Source organism: Butyricimonas synergistica DSM 23225, assembly GCF_000379665.1.
Lineage (GTDB): Bacteria > Bacteroidota > Bacteroidia > Bacteroidales > Marinifilaceae > Butyricimonas > Butyricimonas synergistica.
The window spans coordinates 89,381-112,568 of record NZ_KB903367.1 but is presented as its reverse complement, the minus strand read 5'-3'; the positions used below and the strand labels follow the sequence as shown (position 1 = coordinate 112,568).

At 46.8% G+C, this 23,188-nt stretch carries 12 protein-coding genes; 6 read left to right on the top strand and 6 right to left on the bottom strand.

All coding sequences use genetic code 11. The features are described from left to right. The first annotated feature begins 318 nt into the window (after positions 1–318). Positions 319–2,751 carry a bifunctional UDP-N-acetylmuramoyl-tripeptide:D-alanyl-D-alanine ligase/alanine racemase gene (locus A3CY_RS0112900; RefSeq protein WP_018338341.1) on the top strand — a complete coding sequence of 811 codons (2,433 nt, stop codon included), beginning with the start codon at positions 319–321 and terminating at the stop codon, positions 2,749–2,751. Positions 2,752–2,799: 48 nt separating this feature from the next. Continuing rightward, a complete protein-coding gene (locus tag A3CY_RS0112895) occupies positions 2,800–4,080 on the top strand; it encodes a M64 family metallopeptidase (RefSeq protein ID WP_026207632.1) in 1,281 nt (426 codons plus the stop codon). A 221-nt stretch (positions 4,081–4,301) separates the two neighbouring features. Here A3CY_RS0112895 and A3CY_RS23320 read toward each other — a convergent pair whose 3' ends face one another. Then, on the bottom strand, positions 4,302–6,605 hold the full coding sequence (locus A3CY_RS23320) for a sensor histidine kinase (RefSeq protein ID WP_018338339.1): 2,304 nt from the start codon (positions 6,603–6,605) through the stop codon (positions 4,302–4,304). A gap of 111 nt (positions 6,606–6,716) precedes the next feature. On the opposite strand from A3CY_RS23320, the gene A3CY_RS0112885 reads away from it, so the two are divergent. The 4 genes from A3CY_RS0112885 to A3CY_RS0112870 are packed head-to-tail and all read left to right on the top strand — an operon-like array spanning position 6,717 to position 11,774. Next, positions 6,717–8,168: a glycosyltransferase family 2 protein gene (locus A3CY_RS0112885; protein WP_018338338.1), complete on the top strand. Its 1,452-nt coding sequence runs from the start codon at positions 6,717–6,719 to the stop codon at positions 8,166–8,168. Between the two features lie 7 nt (positions 8,169–8,175). After that, positions 8,176–9,135, top strand: coding sequence for a DUF4922 domain-containing protein (locus A3CY_RS0112880; protein WP_018338337.1), 960 nt, complete (start codon positions 8,176–8,178; stop codon positions 9,133–9,135). Positions 9,136–9,138: 3 nt separating this feature from the next. Further along, entirely contained in the window at positions 9,139–10,467 is a 1,329-nt protein-coding gene (locus tag A3CY_RS0112875) for a SpoIID/LytB domain-containing protein (protein WP_018338336.1), read from the top strand. Between the two features lie 2 nt (positions 10,468–10,469). Continuing rightward, positions 10,470–11,774, top strand: coding sequence for an MFS transporter (locus A3CY_RS0112870; RefSeq protein ID WP_051082728.1), 1,305 nt, complete (start codon positions 10,470–10,472; stop codon positions 11,772–11,774). A gap of 223 nt (positions 11,775–11,997) precedes the next feature. On the opposite strand, the gene A3CY_RS0112865 is transcribed toward A3CY_RS0112870, so the two are convergent. The 5 genes from A3CY_RS0112865 to A3CY_RS0112845 form a co-directional block, all read right to left on the bottom strand. Then, positions 11,998–13,353 carry a TIGR00341 family protein gene (locus A3CY_RS0112865; protein ID WP_018338334.1) on the bottom strand — a complete coding sequence of 452 codons (1,356 nt, stop codon included), beginning with the start codon at positions 13,351–13,353 and terminating at the stop codon, positions 11,998–12,000. A 115-nt stretch (positions 13,354–13,468) separates the two neighbouring features. After that, positions 13,469–16,150 (bottom strand): TonB-dependent receptor, encoded by a 2,682-nt coding sequence (locus A3CY_RS0112860; protein ID WP_018338333.1) that lies wholly within the window; start codon positions 16,148–16,150, stop codon positions 13,469–13,471. 196 nt (positions 16,151–16,346) lie between these two features. Next, complete coding sequence (locus A3CY_RS22115) at positions 16,347–18,224, bottom strand: peroxiredoxin family protein (RefSeq protein WP_018338332.1); 1,878 nt, start codon at positions 18,222–18,224, stop codon at positions 16,347–16,349. A 63-nt stretch (positions 18,225–18,287) separates the two neighbouring features. After that, positions 18,288–19,658 carry a RagB/SusD family nutrient uptake outer membrane protein gene (locus A3CY_RS0112850; protein WP_026207628.1) on the bottom strand — a complete coding sequence of 457 codons (1,371 nt, stop codon included), beginning with the start codon at positions 19,656–19,658 and terminating at the stop codon, positions 18,288–18,290. A gap of 19 nt (positions 19,659–19,677) precedes the next feature. Beyond that, on the bottom strand, positions 19,678–23,106 hold the full coding sequence (locus A3CY_RS0112845; RefSeq protein WP_040371776.1) for a SusC/RagA family TonB-linked outer membrane protein: 3,429 nt from the start codon (positions 23,104–23,106) through the stop codon (positions 19,678–19,680). Positions 23,107–23,188 lie beyond the last annotated feature (82 nt).

Sequence of the window (23,188 nt, the reverse complement as noted above, 5' to 3'; positions counted from 1 at the left end):
GAAATTCCCTGGATATTACTCTGAGAAACTCCCATAATAATCAATAACTCCCCGTGCACCGATCTGAAAAAAGAGAAACAAAGCCGACTCCACCCAACAATAACCCCTTAATACTCGAAGATTACTCAAGTATTTCCACGGGAACACACGAAGATACATATCCGATTCACCTGTATGCAAATCACAATCCCTCGAAATTTTCCATTCTAAAATAGATAATCTAACTTCTAAAATCCGTAGCTTTGTTTCACGATAAACAAAACCATTGGAAATTGCAAAACCCTCATTTTCAATTTCCAATTCTCAATTTTCTAAATTATGAAAGAGATTGCCAACATCATACAGGGGAAGTTACGACAAGGCATTCCGGTCGAAATCACGGAATACAGCCTTGACAGCCGTTCTGTTGTCGCCCCGGAACACACGTTATTTTTCGCCTTGACAGGAAGTAACCACAACGCCCACGATTATATACAAACGCTTTACTCCGAAGGGGTGAGAGCATTCGTTATCAGTGAAAATAGAAAAGAATTTGAGCATCTCCCTGAGGCAAACCTGATTATCGTGGAGAATGTCCTGGCAGCCTTACAACAACTGGCAGCCTACCACCGCCAGCAGTCGAAGGTGGAAGTCATCGGTATCACGGGAAGCAACGGTAAAACTGTCGTGAAAGAATGGCTCTATCAATTATTGGCAAACGACCATGCCGTGTACCGCAGTCCCCGGAGTTACAACTCGCAAGTCGGGGTTCCATTATCATTGTTGGGTATCGATACCAAAGCCGAAATCGCTATCATCGAGGCGGGTATATCCAAAAAAGGAGAAATGCAACGCCTGGAACAAATGATCCGTCCGGACATCGGCATCTTCACGCATCTAGGCGATGCGCATGACGAGAACTTCACCTCTCGGGAAGAAAAACTGGCAGAAAAAGCCCTTTTGTTCACCCGTTGCCAATGGGTCATCGGACAAGCGGGAAAAGCCCTGCAATTCATCCGCTCGCGAGTGCCCGCCAAAACCACCTTCTTCACCTGGGGAGAAGAAACAGAGGCAGATGTACAGGTGCGAACGGTAAATATAGCCCATGACCACCGGGAAATAAAAATCTCCCACAAAGGAACAACTTTTATTCTCGACATTCCCTTCCCGGACATCGCATCTTTCGAGAATTGCATGAACGCCGTATGCGTCTTATTACTAAAAAAGTATTCCCCGGAAGTCATCACCTCCCGAGTGGAGCAACTCTCCGCTATTGCCATGCGACTGGAAATCAAGGAGGGAATCAACAATTGCACCCTCGTGAACGACTATTACAATTCAGACCCTTCCTCGTTCCAACTGGCATTGAATATGCTGGCGACACAAGATGCCTCAAAAGAACGGGTAGTCATCCTTTCCGATTTTATGGACTCCGGCAAAGGCAGTGAAGACCTGTATCCCGCCATTGCCGAGATGCTCCGGCAAACGAATGTTATGCTGTTTATCGGGATTGGGAAGCACTTGAGTGACCATCGTTATGACTTTGCCCCTAATTCCCGTTTCTACGAGGACACGGAACATTTTCTAAGGCAGGAAGAACGGGAGAATTTCCGGGATCAAGTGATATTAATCAAGGGAGCTCGGGTATTTCAATTTGAATTTATCGCCGGATTCCTGCAAAAACAATCACACGGTACGATACTGGAAGTCGACCTAGACGCCATGGTACACAACCTGAATCATTTCCGATCCTTAACCGATGCCCACATTGCCGTGATGGTAAAAGCCTTTTCCTACGGAAGTGGTTCCCGGGAAATCGCCTCTCTGCTGCAATACCACCGGGTGGATTACCTTATGGTGGCATTTGCCGACGAGGGAATAGAACTGCGTGCCGCGGGAATCACCATCCCCATTGCCGTGATGAACCCGGAACGGGAAGCATTTGACAACATGATCATGTTCAATCTCGAACCAGAGATTTACGCCCTCGATATCCTGGAGGATTTTAATCAAGCGTTGCAAAAACACGGTATCAAGCGTTTTCCGGTACATATAAAACTGAATACCGGGATGAACCGTTCCGGTTTTGACGAACAAGACATCTCTCGATTGCTCGAATTCTTCGATTCGGAACGTTCCGTTTTCATCCGTTCCATGTTCTCACACTTAGCTGGAAGTGACGAAGCCGTGCATGACGAATTTACCCTGGGACAAATCCACCTGTTCGAGCGCATGACCGAACGCATTCAAGCCCGATTCGATTATAAAATCTGGCGCCATATACTGAACTCAGCCGGGATTGAACGTTTCCCCCAGTATCACTTCGACATGGTACGCCTGGGAATCGGGCTACACGGCATCAGTGCCACCCATGCAGACTTGCAGCCTGTAAGTAGTTTCAAAACTTACATTTCGTCCATACGCGATGTTCCAGAAGGACAATCCATTGGATACGGGCGCAAAAGCTATACTACCCGTCCCTCCCGTATCGCAGTGATCCCGGTAGGGTACGCCGACGGGTTAAACCGCCACCTGAGCAATCGAACCGGGGAAGTACACGTGAAAGGCAAGCGGGTCCCGATTATCGGTAACATCTGCATGGATACCTGCATGATTGACGTCACGGACACGGATGCCTCCATCGGGGATGAAGTCGAGATCTTCGGGAAGCATATTCCCGTGACGGAAGTCGCAGAGAAATTAGGCACAATCCCTTACGAGGTACTCACGGGCATATCGTTTCGCGTAAAACGGGTGTATTACAAGGAATAAATAAAAACTATCTTTGCACAAAATCTATATTAATAATATAACAAATCTATGAAACAAGGAATAACTCTTATCGCCGGCATAATGCTGCTTTTACAAGCCAACATCTCGTGGGCACAGTTCGACAAGTATTTCCACAACAAGACCTTACGTATGGATTACGCCCATTGCGGGGACAATCAAAGCGAAGAAATTTATTTTGAAGAACTTATTGAAGAACCCTACTGGGGAGGCTCTAAAACAAATCTGATAGACACCATGTTCTACGGGAATTACTACCTGAACGTGTACGATGCAGCAAGTAATCAACTTATTTACTCCCGTGGCTATTGTACTTTGTTCGGCGAATGGCAGACCACGGATGAGGCAAAAACCACCCGTCGCTACTGTTCCGAAACGGTCGTGATGCCCTTCCCCAAGAATGATGTCCGTATTGAAATTTGCAGCCGCAATAAAAAAGGAAAATTCGTGAAGAAATTCGAGTACAACGTGGATATTGACAGTTACTTTATCAAAAAAGACCGCCGTTTACAATATCCCTCGTTCGAGGTTCTCTATACCGGCAATTCCGCCCATAAAGTAGACATTGTTCTTCTTCCGGAAGGATATACCGCCGATGAAATGGAAAAGTTCAAAGCTGATTGTCAACTTTTCGCAGAAGGCTTATTCAGTCTTTCCCCTTACAAGGAAAATCGTAATCGCTTTAACATCCGTGCCGTACTCGCCCCTTCTCGTGAATCCGGCGTGGATATTCCCGGTGAATACATCTGGAAGAACACCATCTTAAATTCATCATTCTACACGTTTGATTCCGAACGTTACATCATGACCTATGATCACAAAAGCCTTCGTGACCTTGCCGGCAACGTTCCTTACGACTTCATTTACATCATCGCCAACACCCAAAAATACGGCGGAGGCGCTATCTACAACCACTACGGGATCAGCATCAACGGCAACCTGCACGCCGCAAAAGTTTACGTTCACGAGTTCGGACATCTTTTTGCCGGTTTGGGCGACGAATACGTGGAAATCGGTAGTTCTTACAACGATATGTATCCCAAAGGAGTTGAACCCTGGGAACCCAACTTGACAACCCTTGTCAATTTCAACAAGAAATGGAAAAATATGCTGGACAAAGACACCCCAATCCCCACACCCATCGACCGCAGCAACATCAAAAAACTTGGAGTCTACGAGGGTGGCGGCTACATGGAAAAAGGAATATATCGTCCCCGCCCCGATTGCTTGATGAACACCCTCTCCGGCAACGAATTTTGCCCGGTCTGTACCCGAGCCATCAAGAAACAGATTGATTTCTATACCCGATAGCATTCGCCATCGTATCAAAATCGTACCTTCAAAAGAACGTTTTTGGGTGTAAATTGTTCTTTTGAAGGTATAATTTTATGTATTCGCAAAACAGTAGGCGATAAATGGGCGAACCCGCCCAATAGTCGCCTATTAGTCAGCCAATAGTCAGCCAATAGTCACCCCATAGGGTAAAATAACCCATAATCAAGTATAGATTTCGCAACACACACATATTGATTTTATTCTTCCGAAACAAGCGTCACGTGCAAAGGATGCCGCACGACAAAACGGGCACCTCCCTTATAGTCTTTATCCACCCAAATATCACCACCCATCATGGTAATGGTCAGCTTGCAGATTGCCAATCCCAATCCCGTACCCTGCACGTATTCGTCCAATTTCTCGAAACGCTCGAACACTTTCTTCTGCTTGCTCTCGGGAATACCCGTTCCCGTGTCCGTTACCCGGAAATAAACACAGTTCTCTTCTTCGTTCACGTTAAAACTCAACGTGATAGTTCCTTCTGAAGTAAATTTATTGGCATTCGACAACAAGTTAATCAAAATCTGTTGCAACCGTTGGACATCCGTCCTCAACATATATTGCTCGCATGGAGATTCAAACACGTATTCCACTCCCCCTTGTTTCCCGTAACTCGTGGTCGCCAACACGCTTTGACAAAGCGAAACTATCTCCGTTTCCTCCAGGGAGAATTTCAAACGTCCCGTTTCCAAGCGAGATATATCCAGAATATCATTAATCAATCGAAGCAACAAATCCGAATTCTTCTGAATGATCTCCACGAATTCCTTACGGGTATCGGCATCATAATCATCCGCAACCAACACACTGGAGAAACCGACAATCGCGTTCAACGGCGTACGGATCTCATGGCTCATGTTAGCCAGGAAAGCGGATTTCAACCGTTCCGATTCTTCCGCCCTTTCCTTCGCCTGACGCAATTCGATCTCGACCTTTTTCTGCTTGGTCATATCCTCCAAACGCATCACCACTCCCAACAGGTTCTTCTCGTCATCAAAAACCGGATTTGCCAATATATACACGTAATAATTCCCTTGCTTCACGATCGTTTCCGCCACTTCTCCAGTCTTCATGGCTTGTACCGCCGGACAATACGAACAAGGCTTATCCAGATTCCTTAGAGCCTTGTAGCAAACTTTTCCTTTCGATGCCAGTACCTCTTCACTCGAGGCGACAAAATCCACTCCATTATGCCACTTGACCGTGAAATCGGGATTAATAAATTTAATCCCCGTGTTCACATTATTCAGAATAAGGGTATTATCCTTCTGGGCTTCCACCAAAGCATCCTTAAATCGCTTCGTGCGAAGATAAAAATACATCGCTATCACGAATCCCAACAATAGCACGATAAAGGCGAAAGCGACTCCCATGATCTCGTACCTGTATTCCTCGAAATAAGACGGCTTCTTGTTATACAAGACAGCCCCCTTCGTTACCTCTTTATCCAAGAAGCCCCCTTTTCTCAACTTCGCGTAATCAAAACAATACTCGTTAGGGATCATTTGTAACCCTTCTTTCAACAACAGAGAATCCGTTTGTTTCTCCAATCCCACGACCAGGCGGGCTATATCTTTCCCGACAGTCCGGTATTCCGGTACATATCCCCCGGTTGCCCAATATCCCATACCAATAGAAGTAATCGTAAAAGCAGGCAGGCTGGGGTTCGTCATCATCATCGAGTACGTGGCATTGCGCATAAAATAGCCGTCATTCTTATCCACGCGCCAAGTTCCCAACAAGATAGCAGTTTCTTTCGGTAATTTAGCAATTTCATCCGTCATCGAATAAACCGTATGCTTCCGACCGTCCAACAAGATCAAATCCAAATCCGGAAATTCTTCTTTCATCTCTTTTTTCACGAGAGCCTGCAAGGAAACACCGCCATAACTATTATCGGAAATAAAAGCAATATGCTTCATTTCGGGGTAAAACTCCAAAACCAACTTGACATTCTTCACTACATCGTACTCGTACGCAAAGCCCAAAATATGGAATTTCTTCACGCTATCGTCAACGACATCCACGCTCTCGGATTCCCAATTTTCCAAATCTGTCCCCGCTTCCGGCAAGAGAACCGCGTTACGGCTCACCATTCCCCCGACAATTGGAATATCGTGGGACACGAGTGAATCTTGTGACAGATAAGACGTCCAAGCCTCCTGCCCCAGCAGGACAATTGTCTTCGGTAAACTTTTGCCCGTGTATTTCGCTAAAATATCCTTCATCCGGGACTTCCACAAGGTGGCTTCGGAGAAACTTTTGCAGTTCATGTTCTCGATCGCGACAGCCGATTTGCCGCTCAAAGAATTATACTCGTCCAAAAATTCGGATATATTACGGGAAGTTTGTGAGGTCTCAGGATTATATGAACTGATAATCAGGATGAGGGAATCAGGCTTAAGAATTACTCCCGCCGCCGTCCAGTAAACGCACAACAAGAGGAACAATAAGCACATACGCTTCAAATATCCATATATATATTTGAAAAAGTCCAACATCTTCTTTTTAGTAACCTCACAAAGATATTAATTTTCACACAAAATCGAATAAAAAATTTCATTTCCTACAAAAAGAATATATCTTTGAGTTCAACCTAAATAGTTTCGTTTATGTCAAACATCGCTTGTATTGTCAATCGACTTGGAAAAGATGATATATTAAAAGATTATTTATTTTTTGAAAATACAACTATTTTACGCCAGCTGGCTGATTCCGTGCATACACCTTATTTCTTTTTATACACGAAGCATCCGGCGGCACGGCTGGGAGAATACGCCGAAGAACGTTTCATACAGATAGCCCGGGCAACCGGAGCGGTTATGCTGTATTCCGATTATTACACGGAACGGGATGAAACGATTTGCCCGCACCCGACAATAGAATACCAAGCGGGAAGCCTCCGGGATGATTTCGATTTCGGTTCGGTACTCCTTTTAAAAACAGAAACGTTCAGAAAGGTCGTTACCGAGATGGACACGGATTACCGGTTCGCGGCACTTTACGACCTGCGCCTGCGCCTTTCCCGGGAAGGGATGATTTTCCGAATTCCCGAATACCTGTACACGGAAGTGGAACAAGATACCCGCCGATCTGGGGAGAAGCAATTCGACTACGTGAATCCTCGTAACCGAGAGGTACAAATCGAGATGGAACAAGCCTGCACGGCACACTTGAAAGCCATCGGGGCATACCTCCCCCCGCGTTTCAAAACCATCGATTTGTCAAGCGTGCCATTCGAGGCAGAAGCTTCCGTTATCATTCCCGTGCGCAACCGGGAGAAGACGATTGCCGATGCCATTCACTCGGTACTCGCGCAACAAACGAATTTCAAATACAATATTATTGTCATAGATAACCATTCCACGGACGACACTACCAACGTGATCGCCGGCATCGCCGGAAAAGAGGAACGGGTGATTCACCTGATTCCCAGCCGTACCGACCTCGGCATCGGGGGATGCTGGACGCATGCGATCATGCACCCCGCTTGCGGGCGGTTCGCCGTACAACTGGATAGTGATGATCTTTATATCGACGGGCACGTGCTGCAAACTATTGTCGATACTTTCCGCGAACAACAATGCGCCATGGTGATCGGAAGTTATCGCATGGTCGACTTCAACCTTGAAGAAATCCCCCCGGGCATCATCGACCACCAAGAGTGGACTCCCGAGAACGGACGCAACAATGCCCTGCGCGTAAACGGCTTAGGCGCACCCCGAGCCTTCTATACCCCCCTGCTTCGGGAAATAAGAATCCCGAATGTCAGTTACGGGGAAGACTACGCTACCGCCCTAGCAATTTCACGGGAATACCAGATCGGGCGTATTTACGAGCCGTTGTACTTGTGCCGACGCTGGGAAGGCAACTCCGACGCCGACCTTGACATCCAACGTGTAAACCGGAATAATTTCTACAAAGACAAGATCAGAACAATTGAATTATTCGCAAGGATGCAACTGGAAACAAACTTCTCCGTCGGCTTTGCCGATACCTCCTCTATAAACAGAGGGAGTACCCCGAAGGGGGGAGGGAGTTTTAATCTAAAATTTAAAATCTAAAATCAGCATGTTCTTCGACCATTTCTTAGAAAACCAACTAGCCACGTGGCAAACAGCGAAAAACAATTACGACCGTTTAAAATACGTTCTTTATCGTACCATTAACTTTGACGGTTTTCAAATACGGATACAACACAACCCGGACAGAATACTATCGGCTGTGGCAAAAATAGACGAAGCCTCCTTGAAAGCGAGAGCTTGTTTCTTGTGTAAAAAAAATATGCCATCGGAACAACAGAGTTTCGATTACAACCCGACACTCGATATACGGGTGAACCCTTATCCAATATTCTCCCGTCATTACACGGTTCCGGCAAAACAACATATTCCCCAACTCATATCCGGACACTTGGGTGATATGCTGGATATTGCCCGCACCTACCCGGAATACACCATTTTCTACAATGGTCCCCGGAGTGGAGCCTCAGCCCCCGACCATTTCCATTTCCAATTGGCTCCCCGTCACGAGATGCCGTTGGAAACAGACGTGGTTCATTGCCCAAAGGAAACGTTACTCTCGGCGCCAGACAAGATCCTTGTCGTGGAAAGTATCGAAAACTATATCCGCAAAAATATCCTCATCCGTTCCGGTAACAAGGAATTACTTGAACAGACTTTTGCCGGCATATTAGACATAATCGGTAAAGTCACTCCGAACGACCCGGAACCCATGATGAACCTTTTCGCCTGGTATGAAGGCGAGGAATGGCAAATTGTCCTGTTTCCCCGTCGCCAGCACCGCCCGTGGCAATTCTTTGCCGAAGGCGATGACAACATCCTGTTCAGTCCGGGTTGCGTGGATTTCGCCGGGTTGATTATATCGCCCCGCAAAGCAGACTTCAATCGCCTCGACGCCCCGCTTCTCCAAGACCTGTTCGGGCAACTGACTCTCACGAATGAAGAATTCAATCATTTACGATCCATGATTTCCAACTCAGAGATCAATCACTTAATCGCTAAATCGTAAATCATGAAATCATTAAGTCTTTCTATCGGCATTCTCTTCGCCCCCGGCATCAAATTCCGTTTAAACGGTATCTACCGCAACGGGACACGAACTTACACGGGGGAATGTTTTGTTACCAAAAACACGGGAGAATTACACTTGTATACTCCGACGGGAGAAGAAACCGTATCCTCCGGCTTCACGCTCACGCCCGATGATTACGAGCACGCTGATTTCGACCTGTTGGATGTCGTTATCGGAATCCATTTTCATTGGGAACGCACGGAAAACCAAAAATTCAAAGGAGCATTACAGATATTAGACGAACAGCAGTATTTGACCGCGGTCAACATCCTCCCGCTAGAGGATTATTTACTAAGCGTTATCTCTTCCGAGATGAGTGCCACCTCTTCGCTGGAATTACTAAAAGCACACGCAGTCATTTCCCGTAGCTGGCTGATCGCGCAAAAGACTAAAAAAGAGCGGATGACCACGGGATACGAGTCCTGCATTCAAGACGAAGACCAATATATCCGTTGGTTCGACCGGGAAGACCACGACCATTTCGACGTATGTGCCGATGACCATTGCCAACGCTATCAAGGTATCAGCAAAGCGTATACCCCCGTCGTCCGGCAAGCCATAGAAACCACCCGGGGGGAAGTCCTCGCCTACAACGGGGACGTCTGTGATGCCCGCTTCTCCAAATGCTGCGGTGGGGTATCCGAACGCTTCGACAACACCTGGGAACCCGTAAATCATCCCTATCTCACGAAAATCATCGACAGCGCATCCCTTGCCTCTGTTCCCGACCTCTCGGAAGAGGCGCAAGCCCGGGCATGGATATTGTCTTCCCCGGATGTTTTCTGTAATACCCGGGACAAACAAGTACTTTCCAACGTGCTGAACGACTACGACCAGGAAACACAAGACTTCTTCCGTTGGGAAACATCCTACACGACCAAAGAATTGTCCACCCTCGTGAAAACGAAGCTAGGCATTGATTTCGGCACGATCACCTCGATCGAACCCCTGCAAAGAGGCGTATCGGGACGCATTATCCGGCTTCGGCTTACCGGCACGAAGAAAAGCATGACGATCGGCAAAGAGTTGATTATCCGCAAAGCCTTTTCCCCGTCACACTTGTATAGTTCAGCCTTTATCGTCGAAACCGAGAAGAACTCTTCCGGCACTCCCGCCCGTTTCACTTTCAAAGGTGCCGGCTGGGGACATGGTGTCGGTCTTTGCCAAATCGGAGCCGCTGTCATGAGTTCCCGGGGATATAGCTACAAAGAAATACTGATGCACTATTTCCCCGGCAGTGAAATAATACAATTGAAAATGGAGAATTGAAAATGACAACCAAATCACATAATCGGCAATCGCCCAATCGTTCGATCTCTTCCTCCGGTTGGTCGTGGATCCCCACGTTATACTTCGCCCAGGGACTTCCCTACGTTGTAGTCATGACTCTCGCGGTCATCATGTTCAAACGCCTGGGGATAAACAATACCGATATTGCCCTTTACACTAGCTGGCTCTATCTCCCGTGGGTCATCAAACCCTTGTGGAGTCCACTGGTCGACATTGCAAAGACGAAACGCTGGTGGGTAATATCCATGCAACTCCTCATCGGGGGCGGACTTGCCGGAGTGGCTCTTACCTTGCCGGGACCTCATGCATTCCGCTATGCCTTGGCTTTCATGTGGCTTCTCGCTTTCAGTTCCGCCACGCATGACATCGCCGCCGACGGCTTTTATATGCTCGGGCTGGACACGAAGAAACAAGCCTTTTTCGTGGGAATCCGCAACACGGCGTACCGTATTGCCATGCTCACCGGGCAAGGACTTATCGTCATGTTCGCCGGGTGGCTCGAGAAGACCTACTCCACCAGACTTCCCGAGGAAATTGCAGTTCTCCGGGCATGGTCGCTCACCTTCTACCTGTTGGCGGCACTCTTTGTCTTGCTCTTTCTGTATCATCAGTTCATGCTTCCCAAACCCGCAAACGACGTGCCCGTGAAAAACGGCAACCCGCTGAAAGCCTTCTTTGAAACCTTCATCACCTTTTTCCAAAAGGAAGATATCATCGCCGCCCTAGCATTCATCCTGTTATTTCGCTTTGCAGAATCGCAACTCGTGAAAATAGCCTCTCCCTTCCTGTTAGACCACCCGGAAGTAGGCGGACTGGGCTTAGACACCATGCAAGTCGGCACCATATACGGCGTGGTCGGGTTGATAGCCCTCACCGTGGGAGGCATCCTCGGTGGCATTGTCATGGCAAAAAACGGATTGAAACATTGGATATGGGGCATGACAATCGCCATGAACCTCCCCAATCTCGTGTACGTGTACCTGGCATTCGCCCGCCCCTCAGCCATGTGGCTCATATCCTCCTGTGTCGCCGTCGAGCAGTTCGGCTACGGGTTCGGGTTTACCGCCCTCACCTACTTCATGATGCTTTTCAGCAAGGGACAACAACAGACCGCCCATTACGCCATTTGCACGGGTTTCATGGCTCTGGGCATGATGCTTCCGGGGATGATTTCCGGCTACATACAGGAACTCGTGGGATACCAAAACTTTTTCCTCTGGATCATGCTTTGCACGATTCCCGGTTTCATTGCCGTGAAATACATCAAGATTCCCGCTTTAAAATAAAGTCCTGTCAACCTCGGGAACAATACCCAGGGTATACAGGTACAAACAAGCGAGAAATAAGGTGTTTTTATCGTTTTACTCGCGAATTATCCTTGGAACAACTACGCTCCCGAAGGACTTTGCACCGAAGTTGTTCCGAAGATGTACCAAAATTGTTCCCCGTTCTAAGCCTTATTTCTCCCTATCCTCACCGGGAATAACCCGAATAACGATCCTCAACATATTACTCCTTGATTAGCTTCAAGGATTTAACGCCAACCCGCGCGGTCAACCATGACGTCAATTGCTCTTCTTCCCTGATCGCCAAAGGCTTCTCTAAAGACACGATAGCAATGGTCAGCGTATCGACACGGGCTGAATCCACCGCGCTACGGATCACTTTCGAGATTGCGATATTCTTCACCGAGGGATAAAGAATCTTTATCTCCGGGCTTATCTGCCGCCCGATCGTGTCATACAACAGGTAAGACTCCAAACGGGAACGCAATTGCACGATTTCCTTCTCCTGTGAAGCTATCCGCTGCTTGTTTTGCATATAATAATCCTGCAACAGCATATTGCTCACGTCATTTTGCAGACCGACATCCTCTTTTCCGAATCCTTGATGAACCAGCAAAGGAATATCGCCCAAACCGTATTGCAACATCTTTTCCTTCAAGGAAACGATCACGTCTTCCGAAATCTCTTTACCGATCAAAGACACTTCGATACAACGATCCGGTTGTTCCGCCTTGACGATTTTATCGACAACCAAAGTGCCCGGGAAATTGAATTCATTCTTTATAAACCGGCTGGCACTCATCTCGAATATATTCGTTTTCACCATGTTATAAGTGATATACACGCTGGGAACCATCGTGAGAAAAATGATCGTGTACACGATACGATGCACTTTTTTCTCCCGTTCCTTATCCATGAATTTCTTTTTCGAGAAATGCATCAAACGGACACCTAAAGTGGTGGCAACCGCGATGAATACCGAGTTGATCGTGAACAAGTAGAAAGCCCCGAAGAAATAACTCAGGTTACCACTAGCCAACCCGAAACCCGCCGTACACAGGGGAGGCATCAATGCCGTGGCAATAGCCACTCCCGGGATCACGTTGCCCTTCAATTTCGTGGCGGAAGCCACAATTCCCGCCATCCCGCCAAAAAAAGCGATCAACACGTCGTATATCGTGGGAGTCGTACGTGCCAGCAATTCCGAACGAGCCTCGTTCAATGGAGATAACAGAAAATACAGGGTAGAGGTCAACACGCTGAATATAGTGGCAATCATCAGATTGCGGAACGCCTTCTTGATCAACTCGAAGTCATTGATCCCCACGCCTAACCCGATTCCCATAATCGGACCCATCAAGGGCGAAATCAACATGGCTCCGATAATCACCGCCGTGGAGTTCGTGTTCAACCCCAGGGAAGCAATAAACGTGGCGAATATCAACACCCACAAATTCGTCCCCCGGAACTCTATCCCTTTTCGTATCGATTCTACGGTATCTTCCTCCCGTTCTTGCTCTTCCGACGGATCAAGTATCTGGCGCAAATACACCCGAAAACGCTGCAACAAACTCATCATAATTGTCTATATTAAATAAAGTCTATAAGATCATTAAAGCCCGCAAAATTATAAAATTATTTTACATCACGCTTCATGACCTTATAGACTTTATGGGTCTTACGACTTTATTGTCTTAAAATGTAATTTTCAATCTCAGCGAAAAAGTACGCCCGAAACCGTAGAAAACTTTCGCGGATGCTTCATCATGTCCTTTACCATCCTCGGCGTCGGCAATATACTCCTTATCCAAAACATTATTCAGGTTACCGGAAATCATCACCCCGAAAAGTTTTCCCACCGGGAAACGGTAGCTGACGTTCGCATCGAGCACGCCGTAAGCGGGCATCCTCCAAGGGGACTCGTAAGTATTCTCGGCACCCAGATTATATCCCAAGGAGGGAGTAAACTTAGCGTAGTTTCTAGCGAAATGGGAATAGTCCACGCCCACGTGAAATCCTTTCAGGAATTGGTATTGTCCCCCTAGGGCAAAAGTCGTCTGCGCGGAATTACCCACCCGCACATCCTTCAAATTTATGATATTCAAGGCATGATCCTTTCCCCCGATCTCGCTCACCTCATTGCCCTCCTTATCCACCGGTCTGCCGGACGAATTATAAGCATAGCCTTTACCATTGCCGTTCCAATGCCAATCACCGATAGAGAACATTCCGGTAATCTTCAAGTCTTTTACCGGACGTAACACGAAATCCAACTCGATCCCCTGATGCAATGCATCCAATCCAGTCAGGTTCACTCGCATACGATACCCGTTCATTTCAAAGAAATTCGCCATAGTTTTATCCGTCCATGCCGTGCGGTACAAATTCACGTTAGCATCCAGCCAGACGGAACGATACCCGTATCCCAACTCAAAAGTAAATACTTTCTCGTTCACGGCATCCGGATTCGTTTCATTACTTACATCTTGTTGCAAGAACACCCCGCCCTGCATATAAGGGGCACGGGAAAAATACCCGATATTCGCGAATACATTATGATTCTCCGTCAAATTATAATTAGCTCCTCCTTTAACAGTGTAACCCAAGAAATTTTCTTTATCCGATTTTGCCTCATCTTTAGGATAATAGAAATGGTCTTCTCGCCAATAAGTTATATTTGAAAGCGATCCGGCAACAAACACGCTCAATGCATCCCGATTGTACTCTCCTTGCGCGAAGAATCCCTCTTGAAGCATATACCCGTCATAGTTCCGGTAAACGATATCTCCTTTTTTCAATTCCTCGTTCTGCCAAAGGTAATCATCAGCTTTGTATTTCACCTTCATCCGACTATCGTCAATGAAATACCTTCCTCCATACAAATCCACGATTTCATTATAATGCTTTCCCTTGTAATAACGTAAATCAATACCTCCATACACGTCAAAATACTGTCCCACTTTCGTCGTGTAAGTAGAAATCAGCCCGTACCAATTATGCTCATTCTTACTCATTGCCATAATCATCTCCGAACCGGTAACACTCGCGCTATTCACGTTATAAACAGCATCATAATTAAAAGTGCCATCCGACCTTCTGAACTCCGTCCTCGTGGGTGCCCCGTTAGAAGTACCGAACCAGTCGTATTTATGCTTTGCATTGTTCGTCCGTCCGCCATAACCGCCGCCTCGACCCAAAGACATGTAAAGCACGTTCGAAAGGCTTGACTTCTCGTTGATCTGCCAAAGGTGATTCAAAGAAACTTGCGGTTTATGGTATTTATTATAAGCTGACACTTTCCGTACATTCTTTCCGTCCCGGGTTGCAAAACCATAAGAGGGATTGAATCGGGTATCATCCAATTCCTTCCAAGCCTTTATGGTCATCTTATCATTTCTATTCCGCTGGTTGTGCCACTGGGGAGCACCAAGCGCTGTCAAAGACAACTCGTGATTCTCGCCCAGCTTCTTGGAAATATTAATAAAATAAGAATAAGCCACGAAATCGGTTCCTTGTATATACCCGTCACCCCAAGTTCTCGACCCGAGAATAGACATTGCCCAACCCTTCTCGCTCAACCCGGTGGAGGCACTGAACGCTACTTTGTTGTACCCGTCATTTCCCACGCTATAAGCGACAGAAGCCCCGCTCTTCACGTTGGTCGAGTTCGTCACGATATTGATAGAACCTCCGACAGACGGCACGGATACTTTGGAAGCACCCAATCCCCGCTGCACTTGTATCACGCGGGTCACGTCTGACAACCCCGACCAGTTAGACCAATAAATGCCCCCCCACTCCATCTCGTTCACGGGCACACCGTTCACCATCACGGCTATATTTTCCGTTTCGAATCCCCGAAGATTGATACGCCCGTCGCCAAAAGCTCCGCCATCCTTCGTGACGTACACGCTCGGCGTGCCTTTCAATATCTCGGGGAACTCCTGTGTCGATAATTTATTCTCAATATCCGAAGCTGTTATCACGGACAACGCTACCGGAGTCTTCCGGTCTATTGCCAACGCTCCTCTCACGACCACGTCCGACAGCCCGATCACCTCCGGCACCATCTCGACCACTCCTAAATGAACCTCTTTACTACTCACCACGACCTCCTTGTTTACCTCGACATAACCGACACACCGGAATCGCAACATGACTTTTCCCTCTTTTTTCAATTTAAGTTCAAAATATCCGGTCGTATCTGCTACAGTACCACCGGAAATACCTTCCGCGTAAACAGTAGCACCCGCGAGCGCCTGACGAGTTTCCGCATCCAAGATTCTACCCTTGATTACCCCCTCTGCCATAACTTCCCATGATGTACAAAATAAACAAACAAGCCCACCTAACACCTTCAACAATACGTTACGCATAAATTTTTCTTCTATGAATTACTAATTTGTAGCACAACACTTTAACACCTCACTACATAGCGTCAACTAGGAAGCGAAGATAGTGATAAAAACAGCATTTCATAGCATTCATTGATTTTTTTACAGTCTTGTTCTACAAACAAAAATGACCGGAAGAAACATTCTGTCCTCCCGGTCATTTTTCACACACCCGATTCTACCTCAATAAATCCTCCAGTTTCGGGTTCTTCGCCTTAATCATCCCGTCCGCACCGATCCAGTAAACGGTCGGGACAGCCTTCACTTTATAAACCTTCTTCACATCACTTTTTTCAAACCCGTTCAAATCCGCCAATTGTATCCACGAAATCTTATCCTGCTTCACTGCTTCCAACCATTTTTTCTTATCGTTATCCAATGAAACAGAAATAACTTCGACCCCTTTTTTCTTCAACTCCTTGTAATGCTTGTTCAACTCTTTATTCTTGCTCCGGCAAGGTGCACACCACGACGCCCAGAAATCCAACAATACTTCCTTTCCCCGGAACGAGGACAAACGAACCTTTTTCCCGCGGGCATCGGTCAGTTCAAAATCCGGAGCCTCGCCGATCAGCTGTTCCGCTTTCAACTCCTCGAACTTGTTCTGTATTTTAGTTCTCAACTCGGATTCGGGTAACCTATCTCCCAACGCTTGAAGCGCCAGGGCAAAAGTATCATAATCGTGTTCCAAACGAAATAAATTCTCGTCCAATAACTCTAACCCCAATTGACTGCCTTCCAATTGCTTCAAGCCATTCAAAAAGAAATCCGTTCTCTTCTGGTATTCTCGCCCCATCTTCTCCGAAATCTCTGCCTTTTTCAACACATCCTCTATCTCGCAATACCCCGCAGCTTCTCTATTATACAGTTCGTCCATTTCGTCCAAATCCCTTTTAATCGAGGCATACCGCTCTCCCAACAAATACCTCTCCACATTTTTCCGAACATACGCACCTCTCAATCCCCTCTCCAAGATAACCCCCTCCGGGGATATTAAAATCATAAAAGGTATCCCGTCAAAATCGTATAACTTCCACATAATGCCATCCGAATCATGCAACTGCAAGTAATCCACTTGCTCTTCTTCCACCGCTTTGCGCCATGCTTTTTCCGAATTATCCACGGATAACCCGATCACGACCAACCCTTTATCGCCAAATGACTCGTACACGTTCTTCACGTTCGGGATTTCCTTGCGACAAGGTCCGCACCAGGAAGCCCAAAAATCAATCAAGACATACTTTCCCCGCAGCGAAGATAACTTCACCAAATTACCATTCAAATCCTTCAACTCGAATTCCGGTGCCACACTTCCCACTGCTGCCGCCTTTACGCGAGCTATTCTTTCCATCATCATCCGAAGCGGATAGCAATCCCGGATACTAGTGTCGAATTGACTCACGATCTGCTCTAACTGTTCCACGGGAGCCTCCCGGTAATTCTCATGTACAATAACCGCCAGCATCTTGCTAGTCCGATTCTGGGGTATCATCGCCAAAAAAGCCTCGGCTCGAGCTCGATATAAAGAATCAAGCCGATCACTTGCCCGTTTCAACACACGCAAATTCTCCTCGGTCTGGTTCACCATATTGTACTCGTTGAACGCCTCGTTATATGCCTTTCCCGCAACATCCAACTCTTTCTCACACGGATTTTTCGCCAACAACCCCTCGTACTCCGCCATCGCGGATGAACCCTTTATCTTTTCTCTTTTCAAACTTCCTTGCTCGATTTTCGCCTCCACCCGGGTATGTTCCGTGTCTATATATAAATACATCGTCGGGATCACCATCGAAGGACCTAAATCCCCTAAATCCGGCACGTAAATATAATAAGGACGGGCATCCCCGACTTCCACGCTGACCCTCATGTCGAAACGATCTCCATTTCCCTTTACCCTTGCCAGTTCTGTTCGGTAATCCGAATCCAGCAACACCACTTCCCGTCCGGCAAGCCCCGCAATTTTTCCCGATACTCTCACTCGTTTTTCCATGCCGAATAACAGAATCGGCAAAAACACAAACGCACATACAAACAATACTATTCCTTTTCTCATATCTTTCTGTTTTTATTACATTCTTGCCCGAGAATCGTTTACTCGGGCAAAAATAAAAAGTAATTATCTCGGATTTTGCTCGATACTGTTATTTAGTAATCGTACTTTAGCCGCTATCGGGAACATATACCGGTTGGAGTTAGGTTCCAACGTGTAAGTGGTTTCTTTGAACTGGCGGGTAAGCGTCCGGGTGTATATACCCTCTTTCGCCAACCGTTTCATGTCAAAGAACCGCAACCCGGCATACACCAGTTCCCTTTGCCGCTCCTCCAGCACCACCTCCAACAGGCGATCCGCCTCAACATTTTTCAATTCATAATCGCTCCCCTCGACAAAACGCTTGGCTCGCAAGGTGTTCAACACGGACAATGCCTCCTGACTTTTCTTCCGGGCAAGGCACTCCGCCTTGATCAACATCATCTCCGGCACACCGATATTAAAATCTAATTCTTGCAAAAACAGAGGATAAGGTTCATCTATCGGCTTCCCGAACCCGTCCAATGACGTGAAATTAAACTTGTAACGTAAATCCGCTTCCCGATCGAAAATAGCGAGCAACTCCGGTGACATACAGCAAGATGTAAGCATCGTCTGAAAACCGGAGGAACGATACATCAACATCTCGGGTGACTCCATCGCAACCGGGCGATTATTTATCCCGCTGGAAGGTTTTGTCTCATTTTTAAAACTGAACGTATTATAATCCACCAACTTGCTATTCAATTTCAACGCCTCTTCTGCGTTCTCCAACGCCGCGTCATAATTCCCGAAATACAAGTTCACGCGTGCCGCCAAAGCGTATGCCGCCACCCGGGGAAGATGGTAAACCGAAATGCCTTCCTCCGGCAAATCCAACGCCACGTCTTTCAAATCCTCCAATATCCGAGCCACCACCTTATCGGAAGTTGCCCGCTTCACTTTCACCTCCAAATCCGGTTCCAACACCAACGGCACGCTCAAATCCGTTCCCGCTGTTTCCGGGTCGTAGGCTGGCGCATAACACGAATGCAAATACCAGTAATAGTACGCCCGGTTTACCCGTGCTTCCGCCATCACCCGCGCCTTGTCGGCATCCGAACCGCCCGTGGCGCCCGGTGTTTCTTGCAACACCAAATTACAAGTATAAATAATCTCGTAAGCATTATTCCACGTTGCGTCATCTTCCTCATCTCTATAAAATTCCTCTTGCCAGGTATAAGCCTTTCCCTGATCTGACATTATATTTCCGGTCAGCCGTTCTTCCGTCATGAAAATCAAATCACTACATATATCTGCCAAGGGATAAGCCCCTCCGATATTATGCGAATCTCCTATCAACTCCTCGAAATCCTGCACCTTCTCCGGCAACAACTTTTCCTTGGGTGTCACATCCAAAAACGAATCACATCCATACAACAAAATAACCGCTAAAACTATACTATATATCTTTTTCATAACATCCTAATTTAGCAAATTAAAATTCCACTCTCAAACCAAACGTAAACGATGGCGCCTCGCTCAATCCCAGCGTGCCGTGAATAGGATCTACCGCCTCCGGGTCAAAACCTTCCTTATTCTTCGTCCACATCCACACCGTGTTCGCTTGCGCCGTTAAACTTACCCGGGAAAACGGTGATTTTTTTACCAATTGTTGCGGTAATTCATAATTCAATGTAATCTCGCGCAACCGGATAAAATCTCCCTTTCGAACACTATTGGACGAATAAGTCGTTAATTTTTCACGATCTCCATCAAAATACTCCCAAGTCAGCGTTGCCGGAATGTCCGTTTTCGCTTCATCGCCCGGCTTCATCCAGCGCTTACCGACAAATGCACTCAAATCACTATTATCCAACGGGTTCATCGTCGGGTAAGCGATACGGAACACATGACCGAAATTGTAAATAAAAGAAAACATCAACGTCAAATTCTTGTACTTGAAATCCGTCGAAAGACTTCCGCTATATTTCGGGCGATAAGTCCCGTTACACTCGATGGACTCTGCCACGGGCGTGCGGGTCTTATTCCCGTCCGCATCGTATGTTTGCGGATTACCGTTTTCATCCAACCCAGCCCAACGATAACTCCACAACGCTTCACGCGCATACCCTTCCGTGAATTTTATAACCCCGTGCGTACGATTATAATCCGGGTCACCGTCCGCAATATTATTCTTCGTGATCTTATTCTTGTTATAACCGAACACAAAATTCACGTGCCAACTGAAATCTTTCAACCTCAAGGCTTCCGCATTCAACTGCATCTCGAAACCCGTGTTACGCATATCTGCGGCATTAATACTACCTTCTTTAAAACCGAGAGTCGGGTCAATCTGCACTTTTCCCAACAAATCGTAACTGCGCTTGTTGTAATATTCCAACGTCATGGCAAGACGATCGAATAACCCGATTTCCACTCCCACGTTCAACGTTTTCGTGCGTTCCCACCTCAACTTCGGGTTGGGAGCATTGGAAACACGCGACATATAGGCTCCTATCGCACTATTGAAACTCCGGCTCACGCTCAACAACGGAGTGGAAGAACCACTACGGTCAAAATTACCCGTCAACCCGTAAGTAACGCGGGGTACCAATCGATTGATCACCTTGGATTGAAAGAAATTCTCCTCCTGCACGTTCCAGCTCAATCCGACCGACCACAGCGGATTGCGACGGTATTTCTTCGCCGACCCGAACAAATTGGATTCATCGATACGGAAAGTGGCACTTAACGAATAACGCAAATCATACGTGTAAACCGCCGACCCGTAATACGACACCTCCCGGTTGTCCATGAACGAGAATTTATTATAAGAACTGGCGTCATACCGATGTCGCCTGGACTCCCCTTCCCAGCTCACGATCCCGTTTTTGGCAAGCTCTTGTTCATCATATAATTGGTAAGTCAATAAATCATCATCATAACCTAATTTACGATACTTGTTCGATTCATTCGTGTGCTTGCGCAATTCAAATCCCCCGACAACATTCACGTAATGCTCGCCTTCTTTACCAAAACTACGGTTCAGCAAGCCCCCGATTTTCAACGCATGAGCGGTCAAATCCGTGTTCATCACGTCTAAAATATCACCCATCGGCAAATGATTCACGATCTTCCCGTCCTCCACGTTTGTCATATAATTCAACCGATCCCGGACATAATACGACTCTAGATCCTGCAAATTTTTATTCTTGCTATGCGTACGCTCGTACTGGTAATCCACGTTTACCTGCAAACCGTCGAGGATTGTAACGTCAACCCCCAACTTCGTCCGCAAACTGAATTTACTTGTCTTGTTATTCGCCAAATCCACCTCATCCAATATATTAAAACCGTAATCTTTATAGCCTTGCTCCATCAAATCCTGATTTGTTTCTATATTAAATTTGGTATAATCCTTCACCCGGTTGCCCGACTCGTCCACCAGCAGTTGATAAGGCAGAATGGAACTGACCTCGCTTGCCACGTCATATCCTAAATTTTCCTTACCGTACACCGCGTTAATATCGGCTCGCACCTTCACCCTCGGCGCCACCGAGTAACTGTTCTTGGACAAAATATTGATCGTCTGTTTATCGCTTCCATCCTTGTACACGGAATTCTCCCCGGTATAACTTCCTGACAAGAAATACGAGAATTTCTCACTTCCTCCGCTCAAAGCCAACGTGTGATTGTGTCTTACAGCCGTGCGCAACAACTTATCCTCGATCTGTTTCTTGTTAGAGATCTTTCCCAATGCCGCCAATTTCTCCTCCAGTTCATCCCGACTGATCTTACCGCTCTCGTAATCAAAAATCAAACCGTACGAAGGCGAATAGCCGCTTGAACTACCTTGGTATATTCCTCCAAATATCAATTCTTTGTCAAACACCTCCAGATCATAATCCACAACCGTCTTCGAGTCCGCCCGGTTCAGGTCGCCGAAATCCGGCTTCATCATCAAATTCACGTTCCCGGAATAAGACAACTTGCTCTGACCGATAGCCCCTTTTTTCATCTCGATCACGATCACACCGTTCGCCGCACGCGTACCCCATATCGCGGCAGCAGCGGCATCTTTCAACACGGTAATTCGCTCCACGAGATCCATGTTCTCCGGCAACTCGTCCACCTCGAACCCGTCCACGATATACAACGGTTTGGTACCCACTTTCTCGGAAATCGTGCTACCACCCCGGATACGCACGTCGTTATTGTAAATTGTCAAACCGGGAACCTGTCCTTCCAACAATCGATTCAGCCCGGCACTTCCCCGCAATTCGATCGCCTGCGGAGAAATCGTGGAAAACGACCCCGTCGTATTCACTTTTTTCAACGTCTGGTAACCCGTACAGACCACTTCGCCCATTTCCTCCACGTCCGGCTCCATGAATACAATCAGTTCCGTCTCTTTACCCACTTTCACCTCCCGGGACTTCATCCCGATAAAAGAAAACGACAACACGACCGTGTCCCTCTTAGGCAACTCCAAACGGAATTTTCCCGAGGCATCCGTTGCCGTGCCGATAGTCGTTCCTTTCAGCATAACGGTTACCCCCGGCAATATATCCCCGCCTTTCTCCTTCACGGTTCCCGTGATCACGACTTTTTTCGGTGCATCCTCTTTTACTTGAGGTGTAATCACGATCACGTTGTCAACCACCCGATAGGATAACGGTGTTCCCTTCAAAATTTCTTCCAATATCGCCTCCACGCTTGCCTCCTTCACGGAGAAACTCACGTTGTAACGATTCACCTCGTTATCATTGTAGAAAAACTCGTAATCACTCACCCGTCCCAATTCCTTCAGAACAGAAAGTAAATTTTCCGACTTCTTCTCCATCGTCAGTTTCGTGTTTTGAGAATAACTCATTGCCGAAACCGATAACATGGTACATAACAGCAAACAAAAATAAATCTTCATAACCAATAACATTTTTCGCAGGACATGGTTATCCCAGACCCACAAGTTTGATTTTTTTTTCATAACTTTGTTGAGTTAAATT

Bases quoted from the DNA above. Each gene is read 5' to 3' on its own strand.
- A3CY_RS0112900 (WP_018338341.1), top strand. From the start codon at position 319: ATGAAAGAGATTGCCAACATCATACAGGGGAAGTTACGACAAGGCATT.
- A3CY_RS0112895 (WP_026207632.1), top strand. From the start codon at position 2,800: ATGAAACAAGGAATAACTCTTATCGCCGGCATAATGCTGCTTTTACAA.
- A3CY_RS23320 (WP_018338339.1), bottom strand. From the start codon at position 6,605: ATGTTGGACTTTTTCAAATATATATATGGATATTTGAAGCGTATGTGC.
- A3CY_RS0112885 (WP_018338338.1), top strand. From the start codon at position 6,717: ATGTCAAACATCGCTTGTATTGTCAATCGACTTGGAAAAGATGATATA.
- A3CY_RS0112880 (WP_018338337.1), top strand. From the start codon at position 8,176: ATGTTCTTCGACCATTTCTTAGAAAACCAACTAGCCACGTGGCAAACA.
- A3CY_RS0112875 (WP_018338336.1), top strand. From the start codon at position 9,139: ATGAAATCATTAAGTCTTTCTATCGGCATTCTCTTCGCCCCCGGCATC.
- A3CY_RS0112870 (WP_051082728.1), top strand. From the start codon at position 10,470: ATGACAACCAAATCACATAATCGGCAATCGCCCAATCGTTCGATCTCT.
- A3CY_RS0112865 (WP_018338334.1), bottom strand. From the start codon at position 13,353: ATGATGAGTTTGTTGCAGCGTTTTCGGGTGTATTTGCGCCAGATACTT.
- A3CY_RS0112860 (WP_018338333.1), bottom strand. From the start codon at position 16,150: ATGCGTAACGTATTGTTGAAGGTGTTAGGTGGGCTTGTTTGTTTATTT.
- A3CY_RS22115 (WP_018338332.1), bottom strand. From the start codon at position 18,224: ATGAGAAAAGGAATAGTATTGTTTGTATGTGCGTTTGTGTTTTTGCCG.
- A3CY_RS0112850 (WP_026207628.1), bottom strand. From the start codon at position 19,658: ATGAAAAAGATATATAGTATAGTTTTAGCGGTTATTTTGTTGTATGGA.
- A3CY_RS0112845 (WP_040371776.1), bottom strand. From the start codon at position 23,106: ATGAAGATTTATTTTTGTTTGCTGTTATGTACCATGTTATCGGTTTCG.